The 16,845-nt window shown below is 39.1% G+C and carries 15 protein-coding genes; 7 read left to right on the forward strand and 8 right to left on the reverse strand.

The genetic code is table 11. From position 1 onward, the window contains the following. Nucleotides 1-20: 20 nt before the first annotated feature. The gene (locus J2Z32_RS13110) at nt 21-236 is read left to right on the forward strand and encodes a hypothetical protein (protein WP_210089623.1); all 216 of its coding nucleotides are present in this window, start codon (nt 21-23) and stop codon (nt 234-236) included. Between the two features lie 117 nt (nt 237-353). On the opposite strand, the gene J2Z32_RS13115 is transcribed toward J2Z32_RS13110, so the two are convergent. Continuing rightward, nucleotides 354-2,012, reverse strand: a complete 1,659-nt coding sequence (locus J2Z32_RS13115; protein WP_210089624.1) for a cellulase family glycosylhydrolase — start codon at nt 2,010-2,012, stop codon at nt 354-356. 208 nt (nt 2,013-2,220) lie between these two features. After that, the gene (locus tag J2Z32_RS13120) at nt 2,221-2,910 is read right to left on the reverse strand and encodes a DUF421 domain-containing protein (RefSeq protein WP_210089625.1); all 690 of its coding nucleotides are present in this window, start codon (nt 2,908-2,910) and stop codon (nt 2,221-2,223) included. A 169-nt stretch (nt 2,911-3,079) separates the two neighbouring features. Here J2Z32_RS13120 and J2Z32_RS13125 point away from each other — a divergent pair, with 169 nt between their 5' ends. Continuing rightward, nucleotides 3,080-3,799, forward strand: coding sequence for a YebC/PmpR family DNA-binding transcriptional regulator (locus J2Z32_RS13125; protein WP_210089626.1), 720 nt, complete (start codon nt 3,080-3,082; stop codon nt 3,797-3,799). A gap of 103 nt (nt 3,800-3,902) precedes the next feature. Here the strand turns inward: J2Z32_RS13125 and J2Z32_RS13130 are convergent, their stop codons facing one another. From J2Z32_RS13130 to J2Z32_RS13150, 5 genes are all read right to left on the reverse strand, one after another. Further along, nucleotides 3,903-4,154: a hypothetical protein gene (locus J2Z32_RS13130; RefSeq protein WP_210089627.1), complete on the reverse strand. Its 252-nt coding sequence runs from the start codon at nt 4,152-4,154 to the stop codon at nt 3,903-3,905. 213 nt (nt 4,155-4,367) lie between these two features. Beyond that, a complete protein-coding gene (locus J2Z32_RS13135; protein ID WP_210089628.1) occupies nt 4,368-5,117 on the reverse strand; it encodes a DUF4247 domain-containing protein in 750 nt (249 codons plus the stop codon). Nucleotides 5,118-5,130: 13 nt separating this feature from the next. Beyond that, the gene (locus J2Z32_RS13140) at nt 5,131-5,637 is read right to left on the reverse strand and encodes a DUF4178 domain-containing protein (RefSeq protein WP_210089629.1); all 507 of its coding nucleotides are present in this window, start codon (nt 5,635-5,637) and stop codon (nt 5,131-5,133) included. 63 nt (nt 5,638-5,700) lie between these two features. After that, nucleotides 5,701-6,102 (reverse strand): DUF350 domain-containing protein, encoded by a 402-nt coding sequence (locus J2Z32_RS13145; RefSeq protein ID WP_210089630.1) that lies wholly within the window; start codon nt 6,100-6,102, stop codon nt 5,701-5,703. A gap of 124 nt (nt 6,103-6,226) precedes the next feature. Beyond that, nucleotides 6,227-6,898, reverse strand: coding sequence for a PspA/IM30 family protein (locus tag J2Z32_RS13150; RefSeq protein ID WP_210089631.1), 672 nt, complete (start codon nt 6,896-6,898; stop codon nt 6,227-6,229). Between the two features lie 305 nt (nt 6,899-7,203). Between J2Z32_RS13150 and J2Z32_RS13155 the strand changes: the two genes are divergently transcribed. From J2Z32_RS13155 to J2Z32_RS13175, 5 genes are all read left to right on the forward strand, one after another. Further along, nucleotides 7,204-8,445, forward strand: a complete 1,242-nt coding sequence (locus J2Z32_RS13155) for an S-layer homology domain-containing protein (RefSeq protein WP_210089632.1) — start codon at nt 7,204-7,206, stop codon at nt 8,443-8,445. 236 nt (nt 8,446-8,681) lie between these two features. Beyond that, nucleotides 8,682-10,730 (forward strand): methyl-accepting chemotaxis protein, encoded by a 2,049-nt coding sequence (locus J2Z32_RS13160; protein ID WP_210089633.1) that lies wholly within the window; start codon nt 8,682-8,684, stop codon nt 10,728-10,730. A 195-nt stretch (nt 10,731-10,925) separates the two neighbouring features. Continuing rightward, entirely contained in the window at nt 10,926-12,962 is a 2,037-nt protein-coding gene (locus tag J2Z32_RS13165) for a methyl-accepting chemotaxis protein (protein WP_210089634.1), read from the forward strand. 174 nt (nt 12,963-13,136) lie between these two features. Then, nucleotides 13,137-14,213 carry a saccharopine dehydrogenase family protein gene (locus J2Z32_RS13170; RefSeq protein WP_210089635.1) on the forward strand — a complete coding sequence of 359 codons (1,077 nt, stop codon included), beginning with the start codon at nt 13,137-13,139 and terminating at the stop codon, nt 14,211-14,213. Between the two features lie 216 nt (nt 14,214-14,429). Next, nucleotides 14,430-15,899, forward strand: coding sequence for a 6-phospho-beta-glucosidase (locus tag J2Z32_RS13175; protein ID WP_210089636.1), 1,470 nt, complete (start codon nt 14,430-14,432; stop codon nt 15,897-15,899). A 156-nt stretch (nt 15,900-16,055) separates the two neighbouring features. On the opposite strand, the gene J2Z32_RS13180 is transcribed toward J2Z32_RS13175, so the two are convergent. Further along, complete coding sequence (locus J2Z32_RS13180) at nt 16,056-16,751, reverse strand: hypothetical protein (RefSeq protein ID WP_210089637.1); 696 nt, start codon at nt 16,749-16,751, stop codon at nt 16,056-16,058. Nucleotides 16,752-16,845: the final 94 nt, after the last annotated feature.

Genomic DNA, 16,845 nt, shown 5'->3' on the forward strand with positions numbered 1-16,845 from the left:
TAAAAAAACTGCAAGACAATATGATACCGATTAACGAAGACTGTTGGTATAATCATTTCTTCTCGGACGATACAATGTTTGTGGTTTATCAAGATGCTGTATTTAAGACCACCCCGAATCAAAGTGATTGGAAAGAGGTCATTCAATATGGAATTAAGCATGGAGTTCCTATTGAACAATTGGATTTTAACCCTTGCACAAAGGATGGGGCTTTAAAATTGTTTGATCTTAAATAAGTATAGAAATAAAAAAGGGTAGCAAGAATTGAAATGTCCTTTACAAAGGGTACATTTTAAATTCGCTATCCTTTTCTATTTCATTTCTTAATCAAAAGTACTTCTTTTTTGTATTATTTACGGCTCAATTCCAAAAATCAAATTGCCTTTATAATATACAGTGATTCGATCGTTTGCAGCATAGCTAGTTGAAGTGGGGTCAAAGGAATAATCATTTTCTTGATTTAAATTAGTCCAATTGGTGTTATGCACTCGAAATTGAACTTCACCGCTATTGCCATTGACGGCTAGCTTACCTGCACCATCAAGAAATGAAAACTCTACATACTTATCTGCTTTAGGTTTAGCTGGTGTCACAGGAACCACACTAGTTACGACATTGGTTTTACCTACAGTAGCGTGATCAATCACAACGTTCTGATCGGAATTTCCATCCTCTGTATACCAGTAGCGAACCGTAACATCACTTAGCTTAACAGGTACGTTAGAGTTATTTTTTAGCTGTAAATTAGCGCGAATTGAACCGGTGGAAGCGGTCTTATCTCCAACTAGATATAATGGGGCAACTTCAATCACTTCAGGTTGTGTTCCGCCGCCATTATCCGGATTGGTTGGGATAAATGTAACTGGCTTCATAATCCGATCAAGCATATCCTGCTTTGGACGATTCCATGTTGCCCAGTCATCTTGTAACAATCCTCCTGTGTCCCCACTGTTCGGATTCACAGTCCAATACGTCCAGTACAATCCGTTTTCGCCAATGTAATCTACGAGTGCATTTTGCCAGCGACCTTCTACTGTCACGGTATCCACACTGCGACCTCCAAACTCACCAACGATTAAAGGCGCGATGCCTTCCTTGCTAATATAACCCCAAGTTGCATCCCAAATCGCAGCCATATTGTTAGGGAAAGTAGGGTCATCAAACCAAGGCTGTGATGCTACGCCTGGGCCGTAGTCGTGTGGTGAATAAACAACACGATTTGGTACACTAAGCTGTACGGGATAATTACGAACTCCAGTTAGGTTACCACCCCACCAGTATTTACTATCATTACCTTGTACGTTTTTTTCGATGCCTTCAACGATAATGAGCCAATTTGGATTGGCTGCTAAAATTGCATTCCCTGCACGCTGAGCAGCTAATCGCCAGTCAGTAGCTAAATCACCAGTACCCCAGCTTGCTGCGCCGTGTGGTTCGTTATGCAAATCAGCACCAATGACAGTTGGGTCATCTTTATAACGATCAGCTAGCATAACCCAATCGCTAATCCAACGACTTTCAGGGTAAGCACTTGTGTACCATAATGTCGATTGTCCACCAGAGTCAGGGCGATGGCGATCAAGGAAAATGCGGATACCACGATCTCCAGCCTTTTTAATTAGTTTATCCATAATTTCAATCGGCTTTAGTCCAACTAAATCAGCATTGATATCATACCGGATGCTATTAGGCTCAGAGTCCTCGTCAAACATTTGATTACAGAAAGGTAAGCGAATTAAGTTATAGCCTTCTTCTTTGATTTGATCTAATACGTCATCCATTGAGCGGGTCCATAAACCATGAGGAGAGTAATTGGGGGTTTCAAAGCCAAACCAGTTGAGTCCATTAAATACGGCTTCTTTACCAGAAGCATCCACAATTTTGTTACCATCAGTGTGAAAATAAAGATTTTCCTCCGCGGCTCTTGTTGTGCCACCAGCGTACACACTAATACTTGCTAGTAATGCAAATGATAAGAGTAGCTTGCCAATCCTTTGAAACGATGAAAACATTCAAAAACCTCCCTATCCCAATAAAATAAGCTTAAAAAACCATTTGAGAAAATGTGAGCGTTTTCATATATTTGTAGATTGCACCGTAATGTCTATTCACTGACCTTCTCTCCATGATATTTTACTAGCTTCTTCACAATTCTAGCATATGCTTTTTAAAAATGGAAGAAATATCTATACATACTCATAGATGGAATTATTGGGTTTATTAATGCGCAATAGGCGGCAATTGCTGATGCTCAGGTTCAATATATCTCGTGCAATGCAATTGATGCTTATCATCTACTGTGGCAACAAAAATATTTTTCAAATCAAGCTGTTGCTGCTCTAGTTGATCAAATAACCAGACTACATCTAAGCCAAAGGTAGATAAAATGTGTTCTTCTATTACACCTTCACGAATGACCGGATAGGATATACTTGTTGTGCTGGCCTGTGCCTCCTCTAGAAAGCTTAAATTACCACTCCCTTCAATAATGGCTAGCTTCACTGTGCTTGGATCAAAAATTTGATTTTCACGTAACAATTGAAAAATATTATCGACTGAATATCTAGACTTTTTTAAATTTTTATGAACCAGCTTCCCCTCATATATAATGATGATTGGCTCAAAGGTCACGAGCTTACCGAAACGTCGATAACGGATCACCCAATAAGAAAATAATTTTTGTACAAGTCCAATGACAAGTACCGCAAATGCAGTAGGAATATGTTGAATTTTAGGCTCAGCGATATCCGCCCCAACAACAGAACCTAGTGCGAGCACAACAAGAAAATCAAATACAGGCATTTCACCAATTGCTCTGCGCCCCATAATAAATAAGGTCACCCATAACATGAGTGGAAAAATGGTAACAATTCTAATGAAAATAATGCCAAGATCTTTAATCAATTCCAACTTAGATATCACCTCATTAAATAAATATATGACTTCACTTAGGTTTTACCTGATATACAAATTTTATCCATTTAATGAAAGAGAAATATATCATTTGAACAAGATGGATGCAAGGGCTATAATAATATAGACTGTATTTATCCAATGTTGAAAGAGAGCGAAAATACGTATGGGCCGTAAATGGAATAATATTAAAGAAAAAAAGGCATCCAAGGATGCTAATACAAGTCGTATATATGCTAAGTTTGGACGCGAAATTTATGTTGTTGCCAAGCAAGGCGAGCCAGATCCAGAGTCGAACCAAGCATTAAAATTTGTGTTAGAGCGTGCTAAAACCTATAACGTACCTAAAGCGATTATTGATCGTGCGATCGAAAAAGCAAAAGGTGGCTCAGAGGAAAACTATGATGAACTGAGATATGAAGGTTTTGGACCCAATGGCTCCATGGTCATTGTGGATGCGTTGACCAACAACGTAAATCGGACTGCCTCTGAAGTGCGTTCTACCTTTACTAAAAATGGTGGAAACCTAGGCGTTAGTGGTTCTGTTAGTTATATGTTTGATCAGACTGCAGTCATTGGTTTAGTTGGCAAAACAGCGGATGAAGTGTTGGAATTGTTAATGGAAGCAGACTTAGATGTGCGTGATATCATCGAGGAAGATGAAGCGGTGATCGTTTATGCTGATCCGGATCAGTTCCATGTCGTGCAACAAGCATTTACTAATGCAGGTGTGTCTGAGTTTACCGTTGCTGAAATTACAATGCTACCACAAAACTATATTGAATTAGCTGAAGATGCTCAGGCGCAATTTGAGAAAATGATTGATTTGCTTGAGGATTTAGAGGATGTACAGCAGGTTTATCATAATGTAGAGCTAGAGGACTAGAAACAAATAAGAAGAAGACTGTCTCAGTTATTAATCATAAAGAGGCAGTCTTTTTTGTATTTTAAATATAATACCTCATTTAATCGATTCCATATCCAATAGTTCATCTTTTAACTTTTTGAATTAAGCTGTCTATAATCCAACCTATACCATACCAGCTAATAAGTTCAGTTACATAAAAAATACCGATAGGAATGTGAGCTTGTCTCATAGTAGGATAATGGTTAACCATCCATAAAAATGGATTACTAAAATAAAGTAATATACCATAGTCATCGTAACCAAGTGCATTAATGATAACGATAAGAAGGGCTATCATCAAGAACCAGAAACGAAAAGATTTTAACTTAAGCATGAGTTCACTTCCTTTTTATGAAATAAGAGAAATTGAAGTAAATATAGAGTGATGATATAGCTAGAATAATGTATAGCTAGTTAATATAAAAAGAAGTGGATTCTCTGAGCTAAGAGCGTCCACTTTGTTTTCTTACCTTTTTGATTACCTGTTCTTGGCTTTTATTTAAATTCTGCTCATGTTTTATTTATCTTCTACTTATCTTGCTTCTATTTATCTTCGCCGTTTAAAAATACTCCCTGTTCCTTTGCGGGTTTTTGGCTTCTTTATTTTAGGGGAATCAAACCATCCAGAGGATGAGCTGCCACCCTTTTTACGTTCGATTTTCCCTTTTTGGTCCTTAGAGCTGCTAGAATCACGATTAAACCAGCTTCCATTGGAACCCACACTGCTCGAATCGCTATCTTTTCCTCGGCGGAATATGTTGCCTTTGCGTTCCACGGTAAGAGGTGGGCTTATTTTTTTATCGGCATCTGTAGGCTTATGATAATTCCCTTGGGAAGGCTTATAAATATCTTTACTTGTATACCCTCGATAATTACCTCCTTGGCCTAGTGAATCAAATAAATCACGTAGTAAGGAGGAAGCTAAATAGCCTTGTAAAAAGCTAGAGCTATAATTTCTTTTTACATATTCTTTAGAGCTAATTTCAATTAAGGTGTCACTTGTATTTTTAGGGTCTTGTTGAAGATGGTAATACTTACTTCCATAAACGAGAAACATTCGTTCTGTACTTTCAGGAGAAGCCTGGTCAGGTTTTTTCTCACTGATGAGGGCAGAAGCTACCTCAGGTACACTCGTATTTGCGGCACGATATACATATGAGGTTGAGCTACCATCTCGATTGACAGACTCTAGTGGGTATGTTTCTTTTACATTTGGTGCGCCACAGCCACTAAGTAGTGAGACTAACAGTCCGAATACAAGCATTAATTTCAGTGACAGTGAAGACATTTTCTTCATTTTGAACCCTCTCCTAGCTGGCCCGAATGATCTTTACATCACCGGCGATAACTTTCTCTCCCTCATATAACATAAAGCGACCATGCTGCCACTCAATTCGTAACAAACGATAATCATCGGATTGGTATTGCCATATATGCTGCTCCCCATTTTGAGTAAATGGAGTTTTACCTACAATCGACACGTTTCCATCATACTCTTCTTCAAGAAAAAAGGCGCGATCATCAAGCTCAATCGTAGTAGGAACTTCGTTTGGTGTATCTAATCTACCGTCGATGGGCTCATATAATGCATATTGTAATGTTTCTCTTTCCTCAATATATAAATAAGCAATTCTTGAACCATCCTGCAATGTTAGCATGACAGCATTTCTACTTCGATTGTGGACTCGACCTGTCACCTCATAGGTCACTAAAGCAACCTCACAAATATCTCCTGGCGATAACGACAAGATACTTTTTTGGACTGGAGGTGGGGCGGGCTTGGAAAATAGATTATTAATTCGTTTCCATAAGCTCATAGTAATGAACTTCCTTTCAGATGATAAACTTGTGACTAAATTTTAATAGCTGTATTTATTTTATTAGATCGCAGTAATAATTAACGCTCCAACAATGTGTAAAGTACCTGCAAATAAACCGTATCCAACCTTACCTTCCTTAGTGCCTGCATCTAAATCAATTTTTGCAGCCTTATGAAGTAAATAGCGAGTAATCGATTCGATGATAAGTAAAATAAAGAACGAAACAACGGAAACAACGATGGCTTGAACCAAAAATGCAGAGGAACTAATGGATGAAGCTAAAATCCAGCCTTGGGCTAATAGCTTTAAAACAAGTCTGGTTGTTACAGACATATTACCTGCTTTAACTTCTTCCAAATCCTTATACTTCGTAAATAGTGAATCCACATACATCAAAATAAATAAAAGCACCGAACCCGTTGCTGTCCAGATTAACATCGCAATCAAATTATCTAAGCTCATTTTTTAAGCTCCTCTTCACCAAAATAATGACAAATAAGAAGGAGGGGGCTTCATCTGCCACCTCTCCTTGTTATCTTAAATAAATCTATACATAGTTAGTTATTGTAGTCACAACATTAGAATATTATTGTTTATTCTCATATTGCTTCATCAACGCTGCTAATTCATCCTCGACTTGTTTATCCTTGCCTAATGCCTCAAATTCATCATCTAGTGATTTACCCTTAGCACTCATTTCATTGCTTGCTTCAGCCTGAGCTTCCGCTTGCAACATCTTTTCCTCCATACGCTTTAAGCCTGCTGAAGCGGAATCGGAATTAAAGCCACTCATTGCCTTATTGATCTCAGTTTGTGCTTTTGCTGCATTGTAGCGAGCCACTAACGTTTCACGCTTATTTTTCATTTCTGTTAATTGCTTACGCATCTCTTCTAACTTACCACGTAATTGATCCGCTGCTGCTTTGTTTTGCTCATAGCTTGTTTTGTATTCATTAAGCTTAGCTTCAGCCGATTTCTTTTCTTCCAAAGCTCGACGTGCAAGGTCAACATTCCCTGCTTGTGCAGCCGTATGTGCTTGATCGTTACGACGTGCTACAAGTGCTTCTTGCTCTTCATATAAAGCTTTGAATTTTTTCTCGATTGCAATTTGCGCTGCAACTGCTTTTTCCGCATCCTCTAAATCCTCGGTCATGTCCCGAATATATTGATCAGTCATTTTAATCGGGTCCTCCGCTTTATCAATCATTGCATTTATATTTGACATCGTTAAATCGCGTAATCTTTTGAAAATAGACATAGGTTCATTCCTCCACATAATGTTATTTAGCTTCTTGATGGTTAAATACGCATATCTAATATAAGAGTTTCAAAAATTTTTATTTTTTTGATAGGAGATTTGACTTACTTAAGTTTATTTGGAATAACGATAATCAGTGCTTCTGATCTAGACGTTCATTTGACCTATTCACATCCTCGTTCATTTATGGTTATCTAATGTTTGTGTGGCAAATCAACAATACATAGAGAATTAGTCCCCAAATAGAGATAAGGGACAATGAGATGCGTACAGATGTTGGTTCATTTAATGTGAGGAGGATATAGATGAAGCGTGTTACAAAGGTTTTATTTCTTTTAATTGCTTCCACTATAATGTGGAGTACATCTATGCTAGGTTTGAGTAATGATCAGGAGGTAAGTGCGGCGGGCTCCAGTACATTTACAGATATTAAAAATCATTGGGCAGAAGCAACCATAAATGCGATGGTGAATCAGGGCATATTAGATGGTTTTCCAGATCGGAGTTTTCGCCCTAAAGATCCAATTAAGGTGGATCAGTTTATTAAAATGCTCATTTTGTCATACAGTGATCAGCATCCCAACACAGGGCGCACTTGGCAAAAATCCTTTTTAGCCTCCTTAAGTGAAGATAATCAAACGATCTTAAAGCAGGATTATCGTCATTATGATTTTAAGCCAGCAACGACAGGATATTGGGCTAAGCCATATATCGATATTGCAAGTGATCTTCATTTTCTCAATAAAAATAGATATGCAGATTTTCAAAGTGATATGACCCGCGAAAACGTAGCAGAAGTGGTATATTACGTGCTACAAGAAACTGAATTTTTAGAGGATACTGCCTTTAGCACCTCTTTAGCTCAAGCGTATGGTGACATTACAAGCGCATCGGATCGAGAGCAACGCTTTATCGCTGAAGCTTTAGTAAAAGGGATCATGGAAGGTTACCCTGATGCAAAGTTTGGGGTGGGCAATTACGTGACACGTGCGGAGGCATTGGTGATCTTGAATCGCCTAACAGATAAATCACAACGAATTCCAGTAAAACCTTCAGCGCAAAGCTTACAAAGATATGTACCTGCAAGTGGTGGTGGGCAAAAGATTGTTGAATTCCCAGATCAGCGAATGTGGGATGCGTATGACACGTTATTACAAGCAGGTCAAATTCGAGGCACGAATTTTGATAACGTAGAAACAACAGTGAGGTTATACAAGGATAGTGCAGAAAAAACAGCAGTAGCTAATGGTAAAGGTGAACCAGAGGTATCACTGTGGGTTGACCCTGCTTATAATACGTATGGATTTACCGTTTACTTGCGGGAAGGGACGCTTGCGAGAAATAAAGAAGCGATTGAAACCTTTGGTAATCAGATTTTTGGTTATAATGCGATCGCATTTCATCGTTGGTTTAACAGCGTATGTGCAGAGGTGGAAGCAGGTAGACCACTAGCCTCTAAAAAGATTACCTTGGGTGCAGATACAATCAATGTGCTGGTGAATAGCGCTGAGAAATCGGTTATTTTTTCTGTGGCGGCTACAAAATAAGGTGAGTTGAAGGGATTCTAACGTTTTTAATACACAAAATACGAAAACCATCGGTATTAGCTTAGGGATAAAAGAAGCCTTTAGCTGATATCGATGGTTTTTTTGATTTAAACCTTGAAGTTTAATTATACCAATAAATGAAATAGAAATGAAATTTCCAGAAATCATTTGAAAATACAAACATTAATGGGGATAATAGAGAAAGAAAGGAAAAAAATCTAACTGGGGGTCATACAGTGGAAAAAGAAAAGAAAAAAAGAGAGATAAAAATAAAAAAAATGAAACAAGGAAAGGGGACCAAATTTTTATCTATTAAAAATAAGCTAGTTTTATCTTTTGTACTTATTTTAATTATTCCAGCGCTAACAGTTGGCTTTGCAGGCTATAACTCTTCTAGCAAGCAAATTGATAAAGATCTAATCAGTAGTTCGCAAAACAGTGTAAATATGCTTAATAATTCAATAGATAGTTTCCTTACTAGCAGAATGGCAGATGTAGAATGGATGTCTCGTATGCTTCCTTTAGCTAATATTAGCTCTGTGAATGATACGAATGTTGGACAGGAGGATTACATTCGTCAGCAAATTAACGATTACAAAGAAATTCATCCAGAGGTTGAGTTAGCGTATGTTGGGACAGAAAGCGGATTATATATGAACGCACCTGAGTCCCACGTTAATAAATTGGATTATGATTCAAGACAACGCCCTTGGTATAAGCTTGCGATGGACAATAAAGGAAAGGTCGTTATAAGCTCCCCTTATAAATCAAGCTCAAGCGGACAGCTTGTAGTCACCATTTCTAAGACGGAAAATAATGGCGCAGGGGTTGTTGCTGTTGATGTTAATATTGATCTCGTTGCTCAGCTAGTCAAATCTGTTCGTATTGGGGATCATGGGTATGCTTACATTTTAGATACCACTGGGAATGTGGTTTATCATCCAACCCAAGAGGCGGGTTCTCCTGCTACAGCAGATGATCAGGCTGAACGTTTAAATCAGTCCCAAAGTGGCGCGTTTTCCTACACAACCTCAAACGGCGAAGCCAAAAAGCTAACATTTGAAACAAATAACACAACAGGCTGGAAAGTTGCCGGCACGATGTATGAAAGTGAGGTTGCGGAGCACGCCTCTTCCGTTCTAAAAGTGCTACTCATTGTTCTTATTACCTCATTAGTATTAGGTGGTGCACTTGTCGTTGGGATTATCATTTCAATCCTAAAACCTTTAAGAAAGCTACAACATGCTTCTAATGTTATTAGTGAAGGCGATTTAACTGAACGTGTAGACTATGAGGGCAAGGATGAGCTTGGAGAATTAAGCACTTCCTTTAACAAAATGACGGAATCGCTACATCATGTGATTGATCAAGTAAATCAAAATGTAATGCAACTGGCAGCCTCCAGCGAAGAACTGTCTTCAAGCGCAGAGCAAAGCTCCACTTCAAGTGAATATATAGCTTTAGCAATTCAAAAGGTGTCTGAAGGTGCCGATCAGCAAAGTAACGCGGTTCAAGATACATATCAAGAGTTAAATACGATGATCCAGCAATTGGCATCGGTAACGACTCAGGCAGATACCGTATCTGACATCTCGAACAAAACGTATAACCAAGCACAGCAAGGAAATGAAACTGCACAAGCTGCTGTAGAGAAAATGAATGCAGTGGGTGAAAAGGTAGAAAGTCTAGCTGAAGCGATTCAAGGCTTTAAAACTCGCTCAAATGAGATCGTTGAAATTATTGGCTTTATTTCAGCTATTGCGAGACAAACAAATTTACTTGCACTAAATGCTTCTATAGAGGCTGCACGAGCAGGGGAGCATGGGAAAGGTTTTGCAGTAGTGGCTACAGAAATTCGTCGTTTAGCAGAGCAGTCTAATGAATCCGCAGTGCAAATTACCGAACTTGTAACCGCCATCGAGCAAGAAGCGGAAGAAGCAGTGGAAGCGATGAGCCTAGTGAGTGATGAGGTGAAGGAAGGCGTAGGTAAGGTAGATGAGACTGGGGTCGTGTTTAGCCAAATTCAACAAGCGATTAGACAGGTTGCAGATCAAGTTAGTCAGGTAAGTGAAGCTTCTAAGCAAATGTCAGTAGGGGCAAATAAAGTTGACACCCTCATGCACCATGTTCACGAAGTTGCAGAGCAATCCTCATCAAGTATCCAAGACGTGGTGGCAAGTACAGAGGAGCAGTTAGCGACGATGGAGGAAATCTCTGCCTCATCTACGATGCTAGCAAAAATGGCAGAGGATCTACAAGAAGTTATTATCAAATTTAGAATTTAAAGTATTATTCTACTGTAATTTCGTTCCAAAAACAAGAGTAAATTTACTCAATTTTGGGCATGCTTCTTTTTTTTGTTTATCTAGTATAGTTTGTTTTTGCCTTTTGGTGAAGTTGACTATATTTTTAGAAATGATCTAAATATAACAATAAAAATGTCGATATAGAGGGGACATAAACTATTTGGAGGTCAGAAAATGAAAAAAGTAAATAAGAAAAAGGAACTAAAAGTCCCCAAAACAAGACTCAAATTCCTCACTATTAAAAACAAGCTAATGTTATCTTTTATATTCATTTTGGTTGTTCCAACCTTGACCATAGGGGTAATTGGCTATACTTCATCGAAAGGAAAACTAAGTACTGAACTACAAGAGGGTGCACAAAACAATGTCACCATGCTAAATGAAGTCATTAACAACTTCTTCAAGGGGAAGGCGGGAGAAATTGACTTTATGTCCAAAATGTTTACAGCGGGCGATGTGACACCAGTAGAGGATACAAATGTTGGGCATGATGATTTCATAAGAAAACATCTTAATAATTATAAAGAAATCCATCCTGAAGTGGAATTAGCCTTTGTAGGCACAGATACAGGATTATACATGAATGCGCCTGAGTCTCAAAAAAATGCATTGGACTACGATCCGAGAAAACGTCCTTGGTATCAAGATACGATGGAAAAAAAAGGCGAAGTCTATATTAGCTCACCCTATAAATCTAGCACAAGTGGAAATGTGCTTGTTACCGTTGGGAAAGTAACGGAGGATGGACGAGGAGTTGCAGCTGCATCTGTACGTATTGATCAATTAGCGGAGATGGTAAAATCCGTTAGCATTGGAGACTATGGGTACGCTTATATTGTAGATGCACTTGGTAATATCGTATATCATCCAAACCTAGAGGCGGGAGCAGCAGCGACTCCAGATGAGCAGGTAGAGCGAATGAGTAAAAAGCCAGCAGATTCATTTTCTTTTACTGCTTCTGATGGGGAAGTTAAAAATCTAGTCTATCAGACAAGTGATACTACAGGCTGGAAAATAGTCGGCACAATGTATGAGCGTGAGGTTGGTGAGCATGCCTCCTCCATTCTTAGAGCTTTAGTGTATGTGATGATTACCTCGTTAGTCATTGGCGGTGTACTTGTAATTGGGATTATTATCTCGATTCTGAAGCCGATGAGAAAGCTACAACATGCTTCTACTGTAATTAGCGAAGGGGATTTAACCGAACGTGTAGACTTTCAAGGTAATGATGAATTAGGCGAATTAAGTAACTCCTTTAACAAAATGACAGAGTCGCTACACCATGTGATTGAGCAAGTGAATCAAAATGTGATGCAGCTCGCAGCCTCTAGTGAGGAATTGTCCTCTAGCGCAGACCAAAGCTCCACTTCAAGTGAATATATTGCGTTAGCGATTCAAAAGGTATCTGAAGGTGCGGATCAACAAAGTAATGCGGTTCAAGATACATACCAAGAGTTAAATACGATGATCCAGCAGCTGGCATCGGTAACGACTCAGGCAGATACGGTATCAGACATCTCGAACCAAACATATGACCAAGCACAGCAAGGAAATGAAACTGCACAAGCTGCTGTTGAGCAAATGAATGCCGTGGGTGAAAAAGTCGAAAGTCTAGCTGAAGCGATTCAAGGCTTTAAAACGCGCTCAAATGAAATTGTTGAAATTATAGGTTTTATCTCCTCCATAGCAAGACAAACGAATTTACTTGCGTTAAATGCTTCTATTGAAGCGGCAAGAGCTGGTGAGCATGGAAAAGGTTTTGCCGTTGTAGCAACAGAAATCCGCCATTTGGCAGAACAGTCTAATCAATCCGCAGCGCAAATCACTGAGCTTGTGACCGCAATCGAGCAAGAAGCGGAAGAAGCAGTGGAAGCGATGAGCCTCGTGAGTCATGAGGTGAAGGAAGGTGTAGGCAAGGTGGATGAGACTGGAGTAGTGTTTGGTCAAATTCAACAAGCAATTAGACAAGTGGCAGACCAAGTGAGCCAAGTCAGTGAAGCCTCGAAGCAAATGGCAGCAGGAGCTAACAATGTGGACAACCTCATGCATCATGTGCACGAAGTTGCAGAGCAATCCTCATCCAGCATCCAAGATGTCGTGGCAAGCACAGAGGAGCAATTAGCAACAATGGAAGAAATCTCGGCTTCATCTACAATGCTGGCCAAAATGGCAGAGGATCTTCAACAAGTCATTATTAAATTTAAAATGTAAATTAATATTCCATTAAGAACTGAACATTTGAATTAACTTAAATTAGCGTATCCTGATGAAAACATTAGGGTACGCTTTTTTATCCCATGTTTGTGGGATAGGAACAGTGAGAATAGAAAACTATAATTATTAATACATAAATAGTTAGAGGTTTAAGCAAGGGGGAAAGAGATAATGAACAAGGACAATATTGTTGTCATTGGTGGCTATGGACAGGTGGGCCAGACGATTTGTAATCAATTGGGCGAAAGGTTTCCTGGGAAGGTTATAGCTGCTGGACGCAATTTAAATAAAGCAAAGACGTATTGTGATACTACACAAGGGAAGGTTTTATCCTTACAGCTTGATATTACGAAACCGATAGACCCTGCCGTTGTGGAACAGGCTGCCGTGATTGTGATGTGTATGGATCAGCAGGATACACATATTGTTGAGCTATGCGCTCAGACAGGTACGCATTATGTTGATATTACAGCAAGTTACCCTTTTTTTGAACAGGTAGAGAAGTTAGATAAGGATTTCTCTAAATCGGGCTCCACTGCCTTATTGAGCATTGGACTCGCACCAGGTGTAACCAATTTGTTAGCGTTAGAAGCGCAAAAATATTTTTCACAGAACAAACAAACCGATATTTCCATCTTGCTTGGATTAGGTGAAGCACATGGTCAAGCGGCGATGGAATGGACTGTAGGTGGAATGAACAAAACCTTTACCGTGATTGAAAAAGGCAAATCAAAAAGCGTCTCAAGCTTTACAGAAGGTAAGGTGGTCAACTTTGGAAAGCAACTTGGTAAGCGTACAGCCTACCGCTTTAACTTTAGTGACCAGCAAGTGCTACCTACGACGTTAAATATCCCTACAGTTTCAACACGAATGTGCCTAGATTCTAGGTTTATTAATGCCTTATTAGGCGTATCTAAAAAGTTAGGTATACTGAATTTGTTAAAATATCGTTCTATTCGTGGTACTTTTATGGCAATGATGGGATTACTAGCGGGGGGAAAACCACAATTTGCGGTCAAGGTAGATTCTTGGGGGTATGCAAATAGGGATCATGCAGTGCATGTTCAGCAATACTTGTATGGACTAAAAGAGGCGGAAATTACCGCCCTTGTAGCTGCAAAGGTTGTTGAAAGAGTATATCGTGGAGGGTTAGCACATGGTGTTTATCATATTGAACAGCTGTTCCAGCTTCAAGATATACTCACTGCAATTGGCTCCAAGGTCGAATATAGGATCGAAGTGAGTTGAGCTGGCACTGCCACTTGCACACGTCAAAATGTTATGATAGCATGAAGTAAACGCATACAAATGTTGGGTTGTCACTGTTTAATCAGGCAAAACCATTTACCTATTGAGATAGGTATGGTTTTGTCTTTTTTGCGTAAATCTAATAATTAGGTTTGTTCAGGCAAGTGTATATGGGTAGAGTTTAGTTCAATAAAAATAAAATTGGAGGGTGATGTTATGACAGCAGCACAGCGAAAATCTAGCTTCCCAAGTGATTTTTTATGGGGAGGAGCTACAGCAGCGAACCAGCTTGAAGGCGCATATCTTGAGGGTGGAAAAGGGCTAACTACAGTTGATTTACTTCCTACTGGACCAGAGCGTATGAAAATTGCGATGGGGGCGTTAAGCTCATTTGAACCAAGTCCAGAGCATTTTTATCCTTCACATGAAGCGATTGATTTTTATCACCGCTACAAGGAGGACATTGCTTTATTTGCGGAGATGGGCTTTAAATGCTTCCGTATGTCTATTGCTTGGTCAAGAATTTTTCCAAATGGAGATGAAGCTACGCCAAATGAGGCAGGTCTGCAATTTTACGATGATGTGTTTGATGAATTACTGAAATATAACATTGAGCCTGTCGTGACGATTTGCCATTTTGACATTCCAGTACATTTAGTGAAAACATATGGTGGATGGAAAAATCGAGTGATGGTTGAGCTATATGAGAAGTATGCAACTACATTATTTAAGCGTTATAAAAATAAAGTGAAATATTGGATGACCTTTAATGAAATTAATATGTTGCTTCATCTTCCCTTTATAGGTGCAGGGATGGTATTTGAGGCAGGTGAAGATAAGAATAAAATATTGTACCAAGCTGCTCACCATGAATTAGTTGCCAGTGCGTTAGCGGTAAAGGCTTGTCACGAAATCATTCCTGAGGCGAAAATAGGCTGTATGTTGGCGGCGGGGGCTGTATATCCATATACCAGTAACCCTGATGATGTGTGGCGTGCGATGGAGCTAGACAGAGAAAACTTCTTCTTCATTGATGTGCAATCCAAAGGGTATTACCCAGGTTATACGAAACGTTTCTTCCGTGACCATGGAATTGAAATTAAGATGGAAGCTCAGGATGAGCAACTTTTACGTGAGAATACAGTTGACTATATTGGTTTTAGTTATTATTCAAGTCGTTGTATTAGTACCGACCCAGAAATTTTGTCACAAATGACGGAGGGCAATGCGTTCCCATCTGTAGAAAACCCTTATTTAAAAGCATCCGAATGGGGATGGCCAATCGATCCTAAGGGGCTACGGATTACATGTAATCAGTTGTATGACCGTTATAACAAGCCTTTATTTATTGTGGAAAATGGACTGGGTGCCGTGGATACGTTAGAAGGGGAAGAGATTCACGATCAGTATCGGATCGATTATTTGCGAGGCCATTTTGCTGAGATGGCAGAGGCGCTTGAGGATGGCGTAGAAATTCTAGGCTATACAAGCTGGGGGCCAATCGACTTAGTGAGTGCTGGAACCGGCGAAATGAAAAAAAGGTATGGCTATATTTATGTAGATAGAAATAATGATGGGACAGGGTCTTTACGGAGAATTAAAAAGGATAGCTTCCATTTTTATAAAAAGGTCATTGAAAGTAATGGCAGTGAGTTTACGCCAACAGCTAGTGATTCAAGTCATTAAATGAAAGAGAAATAGAAAGAGAAATAGATGGAAAATCGCACGAAAATTGGTTTGTAACAAAAACAGAAGCTCCTAGATGTCAGTTAGGGACTAATCCCATGGACATTTAGGAGCTTTAGTAATGAGTCGTGAATGATACTTTTCACTTTTCTACGTTTAGTAAGGATTTTCAACCTTTTTTAAAATTTGATCCACGATTGATTTTTCCTTTTCACCTAAAGGTGTACTTTCCTTAAATTCGTCTAACTCTTTTTTTACTTTGGTATATTCCACATAGCTAAGATTGTAGCCAATCGAAGAAATTACTTGCTTTTGCGTGGCTTCATTTTCCATACTCGCCAGTGTAATAATGACTGCTTCCTTATCCTTCATAAACACTTGACCCACAATGCTGGCATAGCTTTCCGATAGAACACCATCAAATTGATTGTTGCTTGCAAAGAACAACGCATTATAATTGTCGGGCGTAATTTTATCACTATGCTTGACCAAGTAGTCCATAATGTTGATGCCATCATTTTGTTCTCCATTTGTTAACTTGGAGAAATCAACACCGTCCAGGTTTTTCACTAATTCCGCAACCTTTTCTTGAACCTCCAGCTTACTGTTGAAGATGGTTAAAAGGTTTTCCTCTTTCGTCACCGTTGTAGATTCGGCTGTCGCTGGACTGATGGGTTCCGATTGTTCTTGTTCATTTTTTACCGTTTGGACATTTTGTGGATTTTGATCGGTTTTTGGTTTCTCCTCTTTAGAGGACGCATTCATTGAAGAGCAAGCGCTAACCAGTATGAGGCACAATACCATCATGGTAAGGGCTAACATTTTCTTTTTAGTATTCTTTTTGATATTCATTATGATCCCCCTTGGTGAAGCTTTGTTAAGTTTGTCATCTATTATAACGTAACAGGCAAATTAAAAGTTGCTTATGAGCGTCACGATAAAAGAG

This window comes from Paenibacillus turicensis, from assembly GCF_017873435.1.
Lineage (GTDB): Bacteria > Bacillota > Bacilli > Paenibacillales > Paenibacillaceae > Fontibacillus > Fontibacillus turicensis.

Bases quoted from the DNA above. Each gene is read 5' to 3' on its own strand.
- J2Z32_RS13110 (WP_210089623.1), top strand. From the start codon at position 21: ATGATACCGATTAACGAAGACTGTTGGTATAATCATTTCTTCTCGGAC.
- J2Z32_RS13115 (WP_210089624.1), bottom strand. From the start codon at position 2,012: ATGTTTTCATCGTTTCAAAGGATTGGCAAGCTACTCTTATCATTTGCA.
- J2Z32_RS13125 (WP_210089626.1), top strand. From the start codon at position 3,080: ATGGGCCGTAAATGGAATAATATTAAAGAAAAAAAGGCATCCAAGGAT.
- J2Z32_RS13130 (WP_210089627.1), bottom strand. From the start codon at position 4,154: ATGCTTAAGTTAAAATCTTTTCGTTTCTGGTTCTTGATGATAGCCCTT.
- J2Z32_RS13135 (WP_210089628.1), bottom strand. From the start codon at position 5,117: ATGAAGAAAATGTCTTCACTGTCACTGAAATTAATGCTTGTATTCGGA.
- J2Z32_RS13140 (WP_210089629.1), bottom strand. From the start codon at position 5,637: ATGAGCTTATGGAAACGAATTAATAATCTATTTTCCAAGCCCGCCCCA.
- J2Z32_RS13145 (WP_210089630.1), bottom strand. From the start codon at position 6,102: ATGAGCTTAGATAATTTGATTGCGATGTTAATCTGGACAGCAACGGGT.
- J2Z32_RS13150 (WP_210089631.1), bottom strand. From the start codon at position 6,898: ATGTCTATTTTCAAAAGATTACGCGATTTAACGATGTCAAATATAAAT.
- J2Z32_RS13155 (WP_210089632.1), top strand. From the start codon at position 7,204: ATGAAGCGTGTTACAAAGGTTTTATTTCTTTTAATTGCTTCCACTATA.
- J2Z32_RS13165 (WP_210089634.1), top strand. From the start codon at position 10,926: ATGAAAAAAGTAAATAAGAAAAAGGAACTAAAAGTCCCCAAAACAAGA.
- J2Z32_RS13170 (WP_210089635.1), top strand. From the start codon at position 13,137: ATGAACAAGGACAATATTGTTGTCATTGGTGGCTATGGACAGGTGGGC.
- J2Z32_RS13175 (WP_210089636.1), top strand. From the start codon at position 14,430: ATGACAGCAGCACAGCGAAAATCTAGCTTCCCAAGTGATTTTTTATGG.
- J2Z32_RS13180 (WP_210089637.1), bottom strand. From the start codon at position 16,751: ATGAATATCAAAAAGAATACTAAAAAGAAAATGTTAGCCCTTACCATG.